General features: G+C 70.4%; 14 protein-coding genes. 6 read left to right on the forward strand and 8 right to left on the reverse strand.

Annotated features, from left to right (window positions below):
- The 6 genes from FXF52_RS24060 to FXF52_RS24085 all read right to left on the reverse strand — a co-directional run.
- A partial coding sequence (locus FXF52_RS24060) for a hypothetical protein (RefSeq protein ID WP_222870636.1) occupies positions 1-203 on the reverse strand: 203 nt, incomplete at its 3' end.
- A gap of 528 nt (positions 204-731) precedes the next feature.
- Positions 732-872, reverse strand: a complete 141-nt coding sequence (locus FXF52_RS24065) for a hypothetical protein (protein ID WP_222870637.1) — start codon at positions 870-872, stop codon at positions 732-734.
- Between the two features lie 123 nt (positions 873-995).
- Positions 996-1,283 (reverse strand): PRC-barrel domain containing protein, encoded by a 288-nt coding sequence (locus FXF52_RS24070; protein WP_148800365.1) that lies wholly within the window; start codon positions 1,281-1,283, stop codon positions 996-998.
- Complete coding sequence (locus tag FXF52_RS24075; protein WP_148800367.1) at positions 1,273-1,644, reverse strand: hypothetical protein; 372 nt, start codon at positions 1,642-1,644, stop codon at positions 1,273-1,275. The genes FXF52_RS24070 and FXF52_RS24075 overlap by 11 nt, the downstream gene beginning before the upstream one ends.
- A 1-nt stretch (position 1,645) precedes the next feature.
- A complete protein-coding gene (locus tag FXF52_RS24080) occupies positions 1,646-2,878 on the reverse strand; it encodes an NRAMP family divalent metal transporter (RefSeq protein WP_148800369.1) in 1,233 nt (410 codons plus the stop codon).
- Positions 2,875-3,351 (reverse strand): hypothetical protein, encoded by a 477-nt coding sequence (locus FXF52_RS24085; RefSeq protein WP_148800371.1) that lies wholly within the window; start codon positions 3,349-3,351, stop codon positions 2,875-2,877. Before FXF52_RS24085 ends, FXF52_RS24080 begins: the two co-directional genes overlap by 4 nt.
- 412 nt (positions 3,352-3,763) lie before the next feature.
- Between FXF52_RS24085 and FXF52_RS24090 the strand changes: the two genes are divergently transcribed.
- Positions 3,764-4,687, forward strand: coding sequence for a hypothetical protein (locus FXF52_RS24090; protein WP_187413661.1), 924 nt, complete (start codon positions 3,764-3,766; stop codon positions 4,685-4,687).
- A 391-nt stretch (positions 4,688-5,078) separates the two neighbouring features.
- Complete coding sequence (locus FXF52_RS24095) at positions 5,079-6,464, forward strand: NAD(P)/FAD-dependent oxidoreductase (RefSeq protein WP_187413662.1); 1,386 nt, start codon at positions 5,079-5,081, stop codon at positions 6,462-6,464.
- 95 nt (positions 6,465-6,559) lie between these two features.
- Here FXF52_RS24095 and FXF52_RS24100 read toward each other — a convergent pair whose 3' ends face one another.
- Both FXF52_RS24100 and FXF52_RS24105 read right to left on the reverse strand, forming a co-directional pair.
- Complete coding sequence (locus tag FXF52_RS24100) at positions 6,560-7,642, reverse strand: serine protease (protein WP_148800373.1); 1,083 nt, start codon at positions 7,640-7,642, stop codon at positions 6,560-6,562.
- A 183-nt stretch (positions 7,643-7,825) separates the two neighbouring features.
- On the reverse strand, positions 7,826-8,680 hold the full coding sequence (locus FXF52_RS24105; RefSeq protein ID WP_187413663.1) for a hypothetical protein: 855 nt from the start codon (positions 8,678-8,680) through the stop codon (positions 7,826-7,828).
- 84 nt (positions 8,681-8,764) lie between these two features.
- Here FXF52_RS24105 and FXF52_RS24110 point away from each other — a divergent pair, with 84 nt between their 5' ends.
- The 4 genes from FXF52_RS24110 (at position 8,765) to FXF52_RS24125 (ending at position 15,968) form a co-directional block, all read left to right on the forward strand.
- Positions 8,765-10,867, forward strand: a complete 2,103-nt coding sequence (locus FXF52_RS24110) for a potassium transporter Kup (RefSeq protein WP_255472279.1) — start codon at positions 8,765-8,767, stop codon at positions 10,865-10,867.
- 173 nt (positions 10,868-11,040) lie between these two features.
- Entirely contained in the window at positions 11,041-11,343 is a 303-nt protein-coding gene (locus FXF52_RS24115; RefSeq protein ID WP_148800375.1) for a hypothetical protein, read from the forward strand.
- Positions 11,340-12,974, forward strand: coding sequence for an amidase (locus FXF52_RS24120; RefSeq protein ID WP_222870638.1), 1,635 nt, complete (start codon positions 11,340-11,342; stop codon positions 12,972-12,974). The genes FXF52_RS24115 and FXF52_RS24120 overlap by 4 nt, the downstream gene beginning before the upstream one ends.
- 405 nt (positions 12,975-13,379) lie before the next feature.
- Entirely contained in the window at positions 13,380-15,968 is a 2,589-nt protein-coding gene (locus FXF52_RS24125) for a M14 metallopeptidase family protein (protein ID WP_148800379.1), read from the forward strand.
- Positions 15,969-15,980: the final 12 nt, after the last annotated feature.

The raw sequence follows: 15,980 nt of genomic DNA on the forward strand, positions 1-15,980 counted from the left end.
GCATGCCGGCCCCGGTGCGGCGCGACGGTGACTGCGCCGGTGACGAGGTCACCGCGACGCAGGCCGTGCCGGCGCAGCTGGGCGGCGGTGACGTACGCGTCGGCCGCGGAGGGCAGGTAGCCGTCGACCCGAAGTAGGGCATGGTCGTCGACGGTGTCGAGGATGCCGCTGACCGGGAGCGGCGAGGGTGAGTCGGTGTTCATCGGGTGCCTTTCGTGTGAGGTACCGTCGCCGGCCGGCGATTGGCGGAGACGGGCTGGAGCGGCAGGTTTCTGGAGCGCCGGTGCCATTGACCGGGCCGAGACATCCGGTCCCGGCCAGTGGTGAGCGCGACCAGCCGGGAGCGGGAGTGGATGCCGTGCGGAGGAGGAGCACGCCGGCGGACGCCGGCGCGAGCGGCGTGTCCGGCCGTACCTGGTCGTCACCTCGGCGGCGCCCGCGTTCGAGTACCGGCCCTACTTCGCCCGCCGCTGAGCGAGGTGCCGCTGGATGCTGCCCATTCGGCAGCGGCTCCAGGGATTTGAGCCGAGGCGTCCGCAGTGTGGCGGGCGGCGTGCCAGCCGGAAGTGCGGGAACCGGGCTCCGGGCGGCGCTGCGCGCCGGCATCCGGGCCCATTGGGAGGCTAACCCAGGGCCACCGGGAAGGGCAAGCAGGCGGTCCCAGGCGGGCGCTCGCTGCTACACCGGGGGCGTGGCACGGGCGACGGAAAGTCCCGCCGCCCGTCCACCAGTCAGAAGTTCGGCCAGCTCCAGCCGAGGTAGTTGGCGTAGTAGGGCAGCCGGGCCGAGCCGATCCGCCCGTTCACGCTGGTCGCCACGAAGCTGCCGTCGCCCCGGGAGATGCCGACATGCCCGTACGGGTAGCTGATCAATGCCGTGGACCGGGACGTGCGCCGCGGCCCGCAGTAAGCAGCGGGCGGTACCGCCGACCCGGGCGGGAACCCGTGACTGGACAACCAGCGCTGGCCGTCAAACCGGATTGGCGGACCACCGCGCTACAGGCGGGCGTCGTGCCACGGCACGCGGGTCAGGTGGCCACGCAGCACGATGCGGGCGAGGTGCTCGAGCAGCCACGGGCCGCCGGCTTCGTGGCGCTCGTAGCCGAGGAGACGTCCCCACCGTCCAGTGGTGACGATGAGCGCCGTCACCCGTTCGTGTCCGTCGCTGTCGCGGGTGGTTTCGATGTCGGCGACCCTTCCGATGATCCGACCTTCGAGGTCGCGGACCGGCTGTCGCAGGAGCGCACCCGCCCGCAGCGGTGCGTCGGGCTGGTTAGCCGGCATTGTCTGCTCCCGGGATGCGGTTGATGAGGTGGTCCCGAAGCCAGGACTCCAGGGGCGGCTCGGGCAGCAGGTCTCGACTCACCGACAGGTTGACCGAGCTGGTGACCTCGGCGACCAGGTCGTAGGGGATGCGGATGGGGCCGGGAGTCGGAGCTGGCGCGAGCCGGCGGGCGGTGCCGGCCAGCCAGCGGCCGAGGACGCCGCCGATGCGGTCGCCGAGGGCCTGCTGGCCGATGAGCAGCGCTGCCACGTACGGCGTGCCGTTGCCGTCGACGGCGAGTTCGACGTCGTCGACCTTGCCGACGGGTTCGCCGTCGCGGTCGAGGATCTGCCGATCGAGCAGGTCGAAACCGATGAGCATGTCACCCGCCTCCCATCCGCGTGACGATCATCAGGGGAATCGCGGCGATGGCCGCGGCGAGGACGATGACCAGGTAGAGCAGGCCGAAGCCGTTGGCGAGCCGGCCGTTGACGCGGCGGCCGAGGTAGCCGCTGTCGTTGGCGACGACGAGGATCGGCAGGTAGGTCAGCGGCAGCGCCACCGCGCTGAACACCAGGGTGTATTCGGTGAGCTGGATCGGGTCGATGGTGGTCATGAGCACCGCGACCCCGACGAGGATCGACACCATCAGCACGGTGTGGAAGCGCGCCGCCCCGTTCGGCCGACGGAACTTGCCCCAGGCCCAGCCGAAGTACTGGGCGACCGTGTAGGCACTGGACAGGCCGGTCTCCATGGCGGCGCCGAAGGTGGCGGCGAAGAAGCCGAGGATCGCCGCGGCCAGGCCCAGCTTGCCGAACGCGACCGCGGCCGGCAGCGCGACCTGCGACAGCGAGTCGACGCTCATCTGCAGCGGGTGGAACACCGTGGCGGCGGTCGCCATCAGTGCGAACGCCAGCAGGCCGCCGAGCGGAAACCCCACGAACACGTTGACCCGGGAGGTCAGCAGGTCCTTGCTGCTCCACCGTTCCTCGACCCCGCCGGAGGAGAAGAAGAACACCTCGTAGGGCGTCATGGCGGAGGCGAACAGCGCCACGGCGAAGAACCAGTACGTGCCCCAGTCCTCACCGACGGGCGGTCCCGGATGGGTGGCCTGCCGCCAGAGCTGACCGGTGTCGGAATGCAGGTGGAGAAACGCGATGACGAACACGACCAGGGCCAGCCCGGTGAGCCCGAACAGGTTCTCCAGCAGCGAGAACTTCGCCCGCCACAGCACGACCCACAGCACGACACCGACGACGGGCACCCACAGCAGGTAGCCGACGCTGGTGGCCAGCTGCAACGCCAGCCCGACACCGCCGATCTCCGCGCCGAGGGTCAGGACCGTCACGAGCAGCGAGCCGGCGAGGTTGGCCAGCGCCACCCGAGGGCCGAGGCGTTCGCGGACCAGGTCGAACACCGGCCGCCCGCTGACCGCCGACACCCGGCCACTCATTTCCGCGTACGCGCAGATCCCGATCACCCCGACGAGGGGGACCCAGGCGTGGGAGAGGCCGAACCGTGCCCCGGACTCGGCGTTGGCGACGATGTCGCCGATGTCGACGAACCCGCCGATCGCGGTCAGCACGCCCAGGGCGATCGCCAGCACCCGCTTCACGGCGGGCCGTCCCGCCGAGAGTTCGCCTGCAGCTCGGCGACCAGGTCGTTCAGCTGCCGGGAGGTCCGCCCGAGCGCGTCGATAGCGTGGCCGAGGGTTGTCTCGTCCCGGGCTGCGGCGGCGTCGGACAGATCGCGGACGGTGTCCTGCACCAGCGGGACCAGACGGTCCCGCAGCGCGGCGGAGGCGTCGTCGGGTGCGACAGCGGTGGCGAGCTTCTGCTGCGCGCCGGCCACCGCCCGCACCGCGTCGTCGTAGGCCGTGGTGGTGTAGGCGTCGGTGAGGTGGTCCCGCAACTGCTGACGGGCGACGAGCACTCCGGTGGTGGCGGCGTCGTGCGCCGACGCGGCCACCTGCAGCACCGTCCGCGCGTAGCCGGAGGCGGCCGGTGGCTGCGACACCTGATATGCCAGGCCGGCCCAGAGCCCGAGCAGCGCCGTGGCCGCGATGATCAGCCGGTGGATCAGTTTCACTCGGCGCTCTGTACCCAGGTGGTGCGGGCCGCTAATCCTGCGGCGGCCGGTCGCCGCCGGGTCGGTCGTCGGGCCGCGCCGCGGGCCAGCCTGGCCGGGTGTCCCGGGCCGGATCCGGCGGCGTACGGCTGCCGCTACGGTGGATGCTCCGGATGGCACACCTGAGTCACATCCCGAACCTGACCGCTGTCGCCAGGGTGCTCGCGAGGTGCGGGACGGACGTCAGGTGCGGTGAAGGAGGGCACGGCAGGTGGCCGGACACGGGGAGGGTGTGCCCGGGCGGGCGGGAGCAGTGGTCGCTGTGGCGGTCCTGGTCGTGGCGTCCGTTCCGGGTCGGGCGGTGGCAGCCCCGTCTCCGGCGCCAGCCGCCAACGCGTCAGGGACCCCCGCGTGCCAGGTGCGAGACGGTCGGTTGACCGAGATCTCCGGGATGGTCGCCACCGGCACGGGGTTCGTCGTGGTCAACGACAGCGCCGACGAGGAGCCGCGCCGCCGGATCTTCTTTCTCGACGCCGACTGCGACGTCGTTCGGACCGTGCGCTATCCCTCACGCCCGAGGGACACCGAGGACCTCGCCGTCGACGCCGACGGGACGCTCTGGGTCGCCGACATCGGCGACAACGATCGCACCCGGCAGACCGTCGCGCTGTGGAAGCTGCCACCGGGCGCTGAGCGGCCGGTGCTGCACCGCATGACGTACCCGGACGGCCCGCACGACGCCGAAGCGCTGCTGATCAACGGCGGCCGGCCCGTCATCGTGACCAAGCAGGGCGGCGCCGCCGGCCTGTACGCCCCGACCGGCGACCTGAAGCCCGGTGCGACGGTGCCCCTGGAACGGGTCGGACAGGTGCGACTGCCGCACACCACCACGAGCAACCCGTTCGCGTTCCTCGGCGGACTGGTCACCGGCGCGGCCACGGCGCCGGACGGGCGCCGCGTGGTGCTGCGCACCTACGCCGACGCGTTCGAGTTCGACGTCGACGGCGACGTCATCGCTGCCCTGACGAGCGGCACCCCGCGAGTCGTGCCGCTGCCCGACGAACCTCAGGGCGAGTCGATCACCTACAGCCGGGACGGCCGCTTTCTGCTCACCGTCTCCGAAACCGCCGACCAGCCGGCGGGCACGAAGCCGACCATCCTGCGCTATCCCGTGCCGGTGGTCGCCTCCGCGACCGCTGAGGTGGCAGCGCCCACTCCCACCGCCGCGAAGGTCGGCGACCCACCGGGCAGCCGCGGGAAGGCGGCGATGGTCGGCGCTGTGGGGGTCATCGGCCTGGGCCTGGCCGTCGCGGGACTGATCGGGATGACCCGGTCGCGCCGTACCGGAAAGCGGTAGCAAACCGGAGGACGGTTCGCTGCCGGATTCGGCGTGGAGCGTCTGGCGATCCTGATGGGTGTTCATCCTCGTCGCTGGCGGCAGTTGCCTGACCCGCCTTCCTGCGCTGCCCGATCGGTCAGGTTGCTCCGTCCTCCTTTTGGCGTGGTGGCAGCTGGCGGAAATTGACCGGTAGGCGACTGAGATATCGGTCACCACGCCGATCTGGTGACCGACAGGTGCGCCTTGAGCAGGGACTTTGCCCGCGCTCAGCCGACTGGCTGACAGATCGGAAAGGGCGCTGACCGCTGACGGGAAATTCACTGTCAGCTAGCCGTCCGCCAATTCGCTTTTCCTGCGGTGCGCCGTGCCGCTCACTGTAGGCACCCATTTTGATGAAACGGAGTCAACCGTGTCCACCACCAATGTGACCGGGCAGGCGATCGTCCTCGGCGGCAGCATCGGGGGCCTGCTCGCCGCGCGGGTGCTGAGCGAGTCGTACGCGAAGGTGATCGTCTTCGACCGGGACGAGCTGCCGGCGGAGGCCGTCGACCGCAAGGGTGTGCCGCAGAGCGGGCACGCCCACGGCCTGCTCGCCCGGGGTCGCCAGATCCTGGAGGAGCTCTTCCCCGGCCTGACCGCCGACTTGACCGCCCAGGGGGCGGCCGCCATCGACATCCAGCGCGACTGCGTCTGGGTCAACGACGGACACCGGATCCCCCGGGTCGCCTCCGGGCTGGAGGGGCTCTGCGTCAGCCGGCGCGCCCTGGAGGCGTACGTGCGGGAACGGGTCCGCGCCCTGCCCAACGTGGAGGTCCGCCACGGGTGCGAGGCGTTGGGGCTGCTCACCGACGCCGACGGCGGCACCGTCACGGGCGCGCGGATCCTGCCCCGTGGCGGTCGGGAGGAACGCCACGCCACCGACCTGGTCGTGGACGCGACCGGCCGCGGCAACCGCGGCCCCACCTGGCTCGCCGAGCTCGGCTACCAGCCGCCCGTCGAGGACCGGGTGGACCCCCAGACCGTGTACGTCTCCCGCGACTACCGCCGCATTCCGGGCGAGACCAACTTCGCCGCCGTCCTCTGCAGCCCGTCGCCGGCCGCCCCGTACGGCGGGGTCGCCATCTCGGCGGAGGGCGACCGGTGGATGGTCACGCTGCTCGGCGTTGGCGCGGACCAGGCTCCGCCGGTCGACCCCGAGGGTTACCTCGCCTTCGCCGGGCGGCTGCCCGCCCCGGAGCTGCACGCGCTGCTGAGCCGGGCGGAGCCGCTCGGCCCGCCGAAGCGGATGCGGCTGCCCACCAGCGTGCGCCGCCGCTACGAGCACCTCGCCCGCCTGCCCGAGGGCTTCCTCGCGGTCGCCGACGCGATCTGCAGCTTCAATCCGGCGTACGGGCAGGGCATGACGGTGGCTGCGGCGGAGGCGATGGTGCTGCGCGACTGCCTCCGGCAGGGCCGGCGGGGGCTGCCCCGCCGCTTCTTCGCGGCGGCGGCGAAGGTGGTGGACGTGCCGTGGGACATGGCTGTCGGCGGGGACCTGCGTCATCCGACGGTCGTCGGGCCGCGCAGCCGCCGGACCCGTTTCCTCAACGGGTACGTCACCCGGCTGCACGTCGCCGCCGCGCGGCACCCCGTCGTCGGGCGGCGTTTCCTGAGCGTCGCCAACCTGATGACGCCGCCGCCGGGGCTCTTCGCCCCGGGGATCGTCGCCCGGGTGCTCTGGTCGGGCCGTCGCGCCACGCCTCCGGTGGTTCCCGTGGTGCCGCCGGCGCGGGTCGAGGAGTTGGTCGCTCCATGACCCGGGCATCGCGGGTGGATGGTCGGGGGTAGCCCGTAGGGCCTGCCCGGCGGATGGCACCCGGTCCAGCCGGACCGGGTGCCATTCGGTCCCGGTCAGCTGGAGATGTTCCGGACGGTGTTGTACAGGTCCGCCACCTGGTTGCCGTAGTACGGCGAGAACATGTACTGCGGCAGGGTGTTGTACTTGAAGTCGTTGTGCCCGTTGAGGTAGCCCCAGTTGCCGTCGAACGACATCAGCCAGCCGCCGCCGGACGAGCCACCGGTCATGTAGTTGAGCATGTAGATGGTGCCGCCGCCCCCGTCGTAGGTGGGGCCGTTCTCCGCGGTGAGCACCTCACCGTTGAACGGGGACGCCGCCGGGTAGCCGAAGGCGTAGTCGTACTGGCCGATCGGGTAGTTCCAGGCGATTCCCTGGCCACCGAGGTAGTCGGTGATCCGCCAGCCGTTGCTGCGGGCCATCACCGCCGACCCGACGTCGTTGGCGAAGTCGCCGTTGTTGTTGAACCAGGCCGTGGTCGTCCACAGCTGAGTGGCGTACCAGTAGCCGTAGGGGGCCGATCCGTTGTTGTAGTTCGGGACGAAGGTCCAGTTGGTCGCCCACGCCCGGTTGCCGGTGAGGCAGTGACCCGCGGTCCACACCTCGGACTTGCCCTCGGTGTTGACGATGGTCGCCGAGCAGACGTAGTTGCCGCCGTTGAGGGTGAAGTAGACCTTGCCGGAGGTGCGGGCCACCGGGTGGCCGACCGGGTAGTTGGGGTAGTAGGCCTGCGTGGACATGTCGGAGGGGGCGACGGTGGATCCGCTCGCCTTCGGCTCGACGGCGGGCGCGGCCGGGGCGATGCTGCCGGACGGTCCCTGCGGGCGGGTCGCGCTCTTGGCCCGGTCCCGGGCGTTGTCGCGCGCCGCCTTCACCGCGGGAATCTCGGTGTCCGGCTTGGCCGCCTTCATCCGCGTCGGGGTCCAGTAGGCTGCCAGGGCCCGCTGCCGGGCGTCGGGGCCGCGACCGGTGACGGTGCCGGCCACCTCGGGGCTGAGCTGTGCGGAGCTTCCGATGACCGCGCTGTTCGACGTGGGGAGGGTGGCCGGGGCGGCGCTCGCGGTGTTGCCCGCCGTGACCAGCGTCGCCGCGGTCATCACCGCGACAGCTGCGAGGCCACGGAGCAGTCTTGTGGACATCTTCCCTACCTTTCGGATAGCGGGTGGGGAAGCCCAAAATACTGCCGTATATGTATTGACGGTTATCACTTTAAGATCAAGTAGTCAGATGACGGAAGATGTGACGAAAGCGGTCGATCCTTTCCACTAGCGCATTGACTAGTGCGGATGAATATGCAGGGTTGCCGCATCCTGAGCGCGGCATCAGCGGTTGCCTGCCGGCTGGGACGGTGCGCCGACGGAGCGCGGCAAGTGGGTGCAGTGGACCACCGTGGCGTCATCAGGCATCGAAGCATCGGGGCCTGCGGAGGTGCGGGCTTCGGCCTGCCGGACGCGGCGGATGATGTCGGCCGGCCCGTTGGCGCTGAGCAGGTCCAGCACGCCGGGCCAGTCGGTCAGGGCGTACGGGCTGACGATCCGGCTGGCGCCGTTGCTGAGCAGCGCGACGCCGGCCAGGTCATGAAGGGGCCGGCTGCCGGTCACCGCTTCCGCCGCCGCGTGCGGGTCGTCCTTGGCGATCCAGTAGCCGCCCGGCTGGTTCCGGCGAGCCCGCAGCGCCTCGACGCAGGAGTCTCGGATGCGGTCGTACTCCGGCGTTCTCCGAGGAACGCCTTCCAACGGCGCCGAGCAGATCCGCCGAGCGGTGACCTCACGCTCGTCGGTGATGACCTGCGGGCCACCGCGGACCTGGTCGAGGACGAGGAAGGAATCCGCGAGCAGCAGATAGTCCAGCCGGCCTCGGTGGGCGCGGACCATCACCACGGTCGCCTGGGGGCTGCTGGGGTTCGTGATGTCGCAGGTGTCCCGGTGATCGGCGGCTATCTCGGCGATCGTGGTGGCGAGGATCGCCGGGAGGTCGCGCCCGTCGTCCCGCGACAGCCGCCCGAGCAGCGCGCCGCCGAGACGGTGGGTGTACCAGGCGACACCGTGGGAGCAGATCGACTCGGTTCCCGGGATGCCGGCGCCGTCCAGCAACACAACGGCGCCGGGAACAGCGCCGGCGAAGTCCTCGTTCGGCTGCCCGGCCGCACCGGGGCTGGTCGCCATGCTGACACGCACTCGTCGGCTCCTTGAGTCAGGGACAGCAGCCGTTGCTGTCCTATCCTGCGGCGATTCCGCTGTCCACGCGCACCCTGCCACCGCGTGCAGGCCATCCCCGTGCCGCAACCCGTGCAGACAGGCGCACCGCGAAGAGAGATCACCTCCGCCCAGTTCCGGTTTCCGGGTGGGGAGCGGCATGCGGGTTGGTATGCCTGTGGGGTGTCGGAGCGAGCGAACGACGAGCAGCCGGCGGCGGGCGGCAGCGGGCCAACCGAGGACGGTGGGACCGCGTCCCAGACGTCGCTGGCGGGTCCGCCGAGCGCGGGGAAAGCGGCCGGGCTGACCTTGCTGCTGGGTGCGCTGGGTGTGGTGTACGGCGACATCGGCACCAGCCCGCTGTACGCGTTGAAGACGGTCTTCACGCTCGATCGCGGCCTGGTGCCGAACGACCGTGACGTGTTCGGGGTGATCTCGCTGGTCTTCTGGTCGATCACCCTGATCGTGTCGATCAAATACGTGATCTTCATTCTGCGGGCCGACAACGACGGCGAGGGCGGGGTGATGGCCCTGGCCGCTCTCGCCCGACGGGCGCTGCGCAACGCCGGTGGCCGGCGAGCCGCCACCGTGCTGGCGCTCGGGGCGCTCGGCGCCGCCCTCTTCTACGGCGACAGCGTGATCACCCCGGCGATCTCGGTGCTGTCGGCGGTCGAAGGGTTGGAGGTCTCCTCCCCGCAGTTGGCGGTGGTCGTGCTGCCGCTGTCGGCGGCGATCCTCACCGTGCTGTTCGCCGGGCAGCGCTGGGGCACCGGACGAGTCGGGAACGTGTTCGGGCCGATCATGCTGCTCTGGTTCGCCTGCCTGGGCGTGGTCGGCGCGGCCGAGGTGCTGCGTCACCCGAGCATCCTGGCCGGCCTGTCACCGACGTACGCGGTCCTGTTCGTCGTGGAACATCCGGTCATCGCGTTCGTCGCGATGGGTGCGGTGGTGCTGGCGATCACCGGCGCCGAGGCGCTCTATGCCGACATGGGTCACTTCGGTCGCGCCCCGATCCGCCGGGCCTGGTTCGCGATCGTGTTTCCCGCGTTGACCCTCAACTACCTCGGCCAGGGCGCGCTCATCCTGCGCGCGCCGGACAGCCGAGCCAATCCGTTCTTCCTGCTGGTGCCGGAGTGGGCGCGGCTGCCGATGGTCGTCCTGGCCACCGTGGCCACCGTGATCGCGTCCCAGGCGGTGATCTCCGGGGCCTTCTCGGTGTCCCGGGAGGCGATGCGGCTGGGTTTCCTGCCCCACCTGCGCATCTGGCAGACCTCTCAACGGGAGTACGGGCAGATCTACCTACCCGGGATCAACTGGAGCCTGTTCGCGGGGGTCCTGGTGGTGGTGTTCGCCTTCGGTTCGTCCACGAAACTCGCCGCCGCCTACGGGGTGGCGGTCACCGGCACGTTCCTGATCACCACGACCCTGGTCCTGGTCGTCGCGCGGATGCTGTGGCGCTGGTCCGCGCGGCGGGTGGTGCTGTTCGGGGTGGTCTTCGGCAGCATCGAGCTGGTCTTCTTCGCCGCGAACCTGGCCAAGGTCAGTCACGGTGGCTGGCTGACGCTGTTCATCGCGGTCGTCCTGTTCACCATCCTGGTGACGTGGCGGCGTGGCGCCGCGCTGGTCACCCCGCGACGCGCCGAACGGGAAGGTCCACTGGCTGAGTTCATCGACTCCCTGCACCGCGCGAACATCCCGTGGGTGCCGGGCACGGCCGTGTTCCCGCATCCGAACAAGGAGACGACGCCGCTGGCACTGCGCGCGAACGTCGCGCACAACCACGTCCGGCACGAGCGAATCGTGCTCATCTCCGGTCGTACCGCGAACGTCCCACACATTCCCTGGGAGCAGCGCCTGACCGTCGACGACCTCGGCGACCCGAATGACGGCATCATCCACGTCAGCGCCGTCTTCGGCTTCCAGGACCCCACCGACTTCCCCGAGGTGCTGCGCCGCGTCGCCAGCCACCCCCTGGCCAGCGGGATCGCCCTCGACCAGGTCTCCTACTTCGTCTCCAGGATCACTCTGCGGTGTACTCAGCAGCCCGGGATGGCCACCTGGCGGAAACGCCTGTTCATCGGGCTCGCCCACAACGCCGCAAGCCAGGCCGAATTCCTTCACCTGCCCCAGGAACAGACCATCGTGCTGAGCGCCGAGGTCCCCGTCTGAACCACGCCGGGCGCCGGGCCCGGCAGTGGTGCGGTTCGCTGTCGTCCACGTCGGACCGACAGACTCAAGAGTCCCTCAATTTCCCCGCCCGCGGTGCGCCCACGTGCGGTGAGCGGCCTAGGTTCAGCTCACTTCGATGGAACACGGCGACGTGCAGCACCAGAGGAGCACCCATGGCCCCCACTCCGCCCACCGATGCCGAGCTGAACGTCCTGATCCGGGCTCGGCTGGCAGCTCTCGGTATCGATCTCGATCAACTCCCGCCCGGCAGCACCCCCGACCCGGAAACCGGCTCGCCCGGGCAGGAGTCGGTACTCGCCTCGCTGCGCTCGTTCCTGCGCGGCACCGTGGCGACGCTGGCCGCGTACCAGATGCCCGCCCCCGGCACGACGGACCCCGCGCTCGGGAAAGCGCTGTCGCAGCAACACGTGCCGATCCTGTACCCCTCGAACAGCGCAGAATGGCGGAAGGCATGACCGTCGAACCACTCGACCGCTCGATCGACCGCCGGGCGTTCCTGGCCCGCGCTGCCGCGCTGGCCGTCGCCTCTGCCGCAGGCGCCACCGTCGCCGCACCCTCGATGGCGGTGGCGAGCGGCGCCCTGACCGTGAACCCGGGTACGAGGAACCAGGCCCTGGACCAGCCCAACGCCTACACCCAGCCCCGGCCGGAGGCCGTCGCCGATCCGACCGAGCTGACCATCGCCGAGGCAGCCTGGCTCATCCGCGCCAACAAGCTGACCCCCGAGCAACTGGTCGAGGCGTACCTGGCGCGCATCTCCACGTACGACGGCACGTACCAGGCCTTCAACCTGGTGCTCGCCGACGCGGCCATCGCGGCGGCCCGCGACGCCGCCCGCGCGCCGCGACCCGGTGCGCTCCACGGCATACCCTTGGCGATCAAGGACAACTACTACACCGAAGGCGTCCTCACCACCGCGAACTCCTTCCTGTTCAAGGACTTCGTGCCGCCGTACGACGCGACCGCGGTGGCCCGGCTCAAGGCCGGCGGCGCCATCGTCCTCGGCAAGACGCAGATGGGCCCGCTGGCCACCACCCGTGCCACCACCCCGGCCGGCGTGGTCACCACGGTGAACGCCTGGACGCCGACCAACCGCAACACCGACCCCGGCGGCTCATCCACCGGCACCGCCACCGCGGTCGCCGGACGGATGGCCACCTCCGGCATCGGCACCCAGACCGGTGGCTCGATCACCGCCCCCTCGAACGCGCAGAACCTGACCGGGCTCAAACCGACCATGGGACGGGTCTCGGCCACCGGCGTCATCCCGCTCAGCTACACCCGCGATCATCCGGGCCCGCTGGCGCGCGACGCCAAGGACGCCGCCATCATGCTCACCGCGATGGCCGGCGAGGACCCGGCGGACCCGCGCAGCCAGGGGCTGCCCGATGTGCCCGATCTGATCGACGCGGCCACGCCGGTGTATCGAAGGAACCGGGTCAAGCTGCGCTGGAACACCAGGATCGGGGTGCTGCCCGGATTCACCAACGGCACCTCGGCCACCGCGGCGGCCCGCCAGGCCTACCTGGCCCAGCTCGCCGAGATACCCGGCGCCACCCTCGTGGACGTTCCGCTGCCCGAGGGGTGGAGCCAACTGACCGGCGGCACCTTCAACAACATCCGGCTGCCGGAGCGCAGCGAGCCGTTCATGCCGTACCTGCGCACCGACCTGCGTGGCTTCGGCGTGTCGGTGACCAGTTGGCTGCAGGGAGCGCTGCTGGGCGGCAACGAGTTTCTCACGGGCCAGCGAGCCAAGCTGCTGCTGATGGAACGAGTGCTCAACGACCTGTTCGACGGGTGCGACGTGGTGGTGCAGACCGACCCGGTGCCGTTCGACATCCTCGGCCTGCCGGAGATCGCTTTCCCGATCGGGTTCACCGCCGCCGGCGTGCCGATCGGCACCATCCTGGGCGGCCTGCCGTACGCCGAGGACCGGCTGTTGTCGGTGGTGGCCGCGTACCAGGCGACGACGGACTGGCATCTGCGGCGGCCCGCCGACCCGCCCGCCCAAGCCAGGGCGCGCGCGGAAGCACCGACGCAGGAGCTTCGGCTGACCGCCGAGCAGGTCGCCGAACTCACCCAGTAGCCCGGGACGGAGGGCGGGAGGCGGCTCCCGCCCTCCGTTGTCTCACGCTGGATCGCGAAGCGAATATCTGCGCTGCGGTCGCGGGAAACCTCGACCGCAATTCTCCCGTGCCGTTGAAACGACGTGCTGCGTTCACCTACCTCCCCGCCGGGGAGACGAATTGCGGCGAGACCGCAGCGGGGCAAGCGGGGTTCTCCTGAGCCGCCCCGCTGCTGGTCCGCGTGCCGGCGCCGCAGGCCGTCCGGCTGGCGCCGGCGACATCAACAAGGCTCAAGATTTGCTCAATTGCCGCGGCGAGCGTTCCTGAAAATGATCGAAGCCGGTTGAATCGATCTCACCCGATCTGGTGCGGCCGCCCCTGTCGGACCCTTTTCCGTTGTGCACTGTGCTGTGAAGGGGTGTCAGGTGAAACGAAGACTGTCGCGGACGGCGCTGCCGGTCGCCTGCGTACTGACGTTGATCGGTACGCCGGTGCTGACCTCGGGAACCGTCGCCAGCGCGGGGGACCGCGTACCGAAGCCGGAGTCGGTGATCGGCTGGGTGCCCTGCGCCGACTACAAGTTGGCCACCTACGAGCAGATCGCCGACTACTACCGGGCGCTCGACAAGGCCAGCGACCGGATGAAGCTGGTCGAGATCGGCAAGACCAGCGAGGGCCGGCCGCAGTTGATGGCCATCGTCTCCTCCGAGAAGAACCTCAAGGATAAGGACCTCGAGCGCTACCGCCAGACCTCGGTGCGGCTGTCCCAGGGCGACACACTCTCCGAGTCGGAGGCACGGGACCTGGCGAAGAACAGCAAGGCCATCGCCTGGGTCGACTTCGGCATCCACTCCACCGAGGTGGCCGGTCACCAGACCGCCCCGCAGTTCGCCTACGACCTGGTGACCAGCGAGACGCCCGAGGCACGCGCGATCCGGGACAACGTCATCACCCTGCTCGTGCCGAACGTCAACCCGGACGGCGGCACCAAGGTGGCCGAGTGGTACCGGCAGAACCTCGGCGGCCCCTACCAGGACGCCGGCTATCCGGAGCTCTACCAGAAGTACGCCGGGCACGACAACAACCGTGACTGGTACATGTTCAACCTGCAGGAAACCCAGAACGTCGGGCGTCAACTGTTCCACGAGTGGATCCCGCAGGTCATGCACAACGTGCACCAGACGGCGGTCTTCCCGGCGCGGATCAGCATCCCGCCCTACGAGGATCCGCTGAACCCCAACATCCACCCCCAGGTGGTCCGCGGCGTCAACCTCGTCGGCGACGCGATGGGACAGCGGCTGGAGCGGGAGGACAAGGGCGGCGCGCTGGCGCGCCAGTCGTACGACATCTGGTGGAACGGCGGCGCGCGGACCGCGCCGTACTACCACAACCAGATCGGCATCCTCACCGAGACGGCGCACGCCTCGGCGACGCCGCGGGTCTACGACCCGGCGACCTTCCCGAAGACCTTCGCGGACGGCACCTCGACCAGCGAGCCGTCGGTGTTCTACCCCAGCCCCTGGAAGGGCGGCGAGTGGCACCTGTCGCAGAGCTGCGACTACATCAAGACGGCCTCGTGGGCGATGCTGCGGGTGGCCAGCGACGACCGGGAGTCCCTGCTCTACGGGGTGTCGCAGATGGCCCGCGACGGGGCGCGTGACGGCAGCAAGACCACCTACGTGATCCCGGCCGACCAGGCGGACTTCCCGACCGCCACGAAGCTGGTGGACAAGCTGCGGTGGAACAACATCCGGGTCGAGCAGGCGGTGAGCTCGTTCACCGTGGGCAACCGCACCTACCCGGCCGGCAGCTACGTCGTCCGTGAGGCGCAGCCCTACCGGGCGGCGGTCCTGGACCTGCTCAACGCGCAGAAGTACCCGGACCGTCGGCTCTACCCCGGCGGCCCGTTGGAGCCGCCGTACGACATCACCGGTTACACCCTGTCGTTCCAGATGGGCGTCACGGTCGACAAGCTGAACCAGCCGGTCGCGGCCACCACCCGCCAGGTGGACTGGCCGACCGTGCCGGCCGGGGTGGTGGCGGGCGCACCGAAGTACGCCTACGCCCTCGACCCCCGCGTCAACGACAGCTCCGCCGCCGTGAACGCGCTGCTCGCGGCGGGGGAGAAGGTCTACCGCAGCGGCGGCCAGGTGACCACCCGTACCGGCAGCCTGCCGGCCGGGACGTTCCTGGTCACGCCGGCGGCGGGCACCGACGCGCGGGTGACGTCGCTGGCCACCCGGCTGGGGCTCAGCATCGCGGCGGTGGACGTGAAACCGGCGAAGGTGACGACGCTGGCCGCACCCCGGATCGGCCTGTACGACGGGTTCAACAACTACGACGAGGGTTGGACCCGGCTCATCCTCGACCAGTTCGGCTTCGGGTACCAGAAGCTGACGAACGCCGCGGTCCGAGCCGGCGACCTGCGGGCGAAGTTCGACACGATCGTGCTGCCCGACGCCACGTACAGCTCGATGCGTAACGGCCGCACGGCGGGGTCGCTACCGCCGGAATACACCGGTGGGATGACCGACGCGGGCGTGGCCAACCTCAAGAAGTTCGTCGAGGCGGGCGGCACGGTCGTGACGCTGAACAAGGCGGCCCAGCTGCCGATCAAGGCGTTCGGCGTGCCGGTCAAGGACGTCACCGAAGGCGTGGCGGACACCCGGTACAACATCCCCGGTTCCGTGCTGAACCTCAACGTCGACGCCACCGACCCGGTCGGCGCCGGGTTCGGCTCGACCGCGTCCGCGTTCGTCGCCAACGGCCCGGCGTTCGAGGTCAACGAGGGCGCCCAGGGCGTCACCGTGGCGGCCACCTGGCCGAAGACGAACCTGCTGAAGAGCGGCTTCCTCCTCGGTGACGACGTCATCGGCGGGAAGGCGGCCGTGGTGACGGCGAAGGTGGGCGACGGGAACGTGGTGATGATCGGCTTCAAGCCGCAGCACCGGGCCCAGTCGCACGGCACCTACCGGCTGCTGTTCAACGCGATGTACCTCGGGGGTCAGGGCTGACCTGACCTCGAT

The sequence above is a fragment of the Micromonospora sp. MP36 genome (genome assembly GCF_008119785.1).
Taxonomy (GTDB): Bacteria; Actinomycetota; Actinomycetes; order Mycobacteriales; family Micromonosporaceae; genus Micromonospora.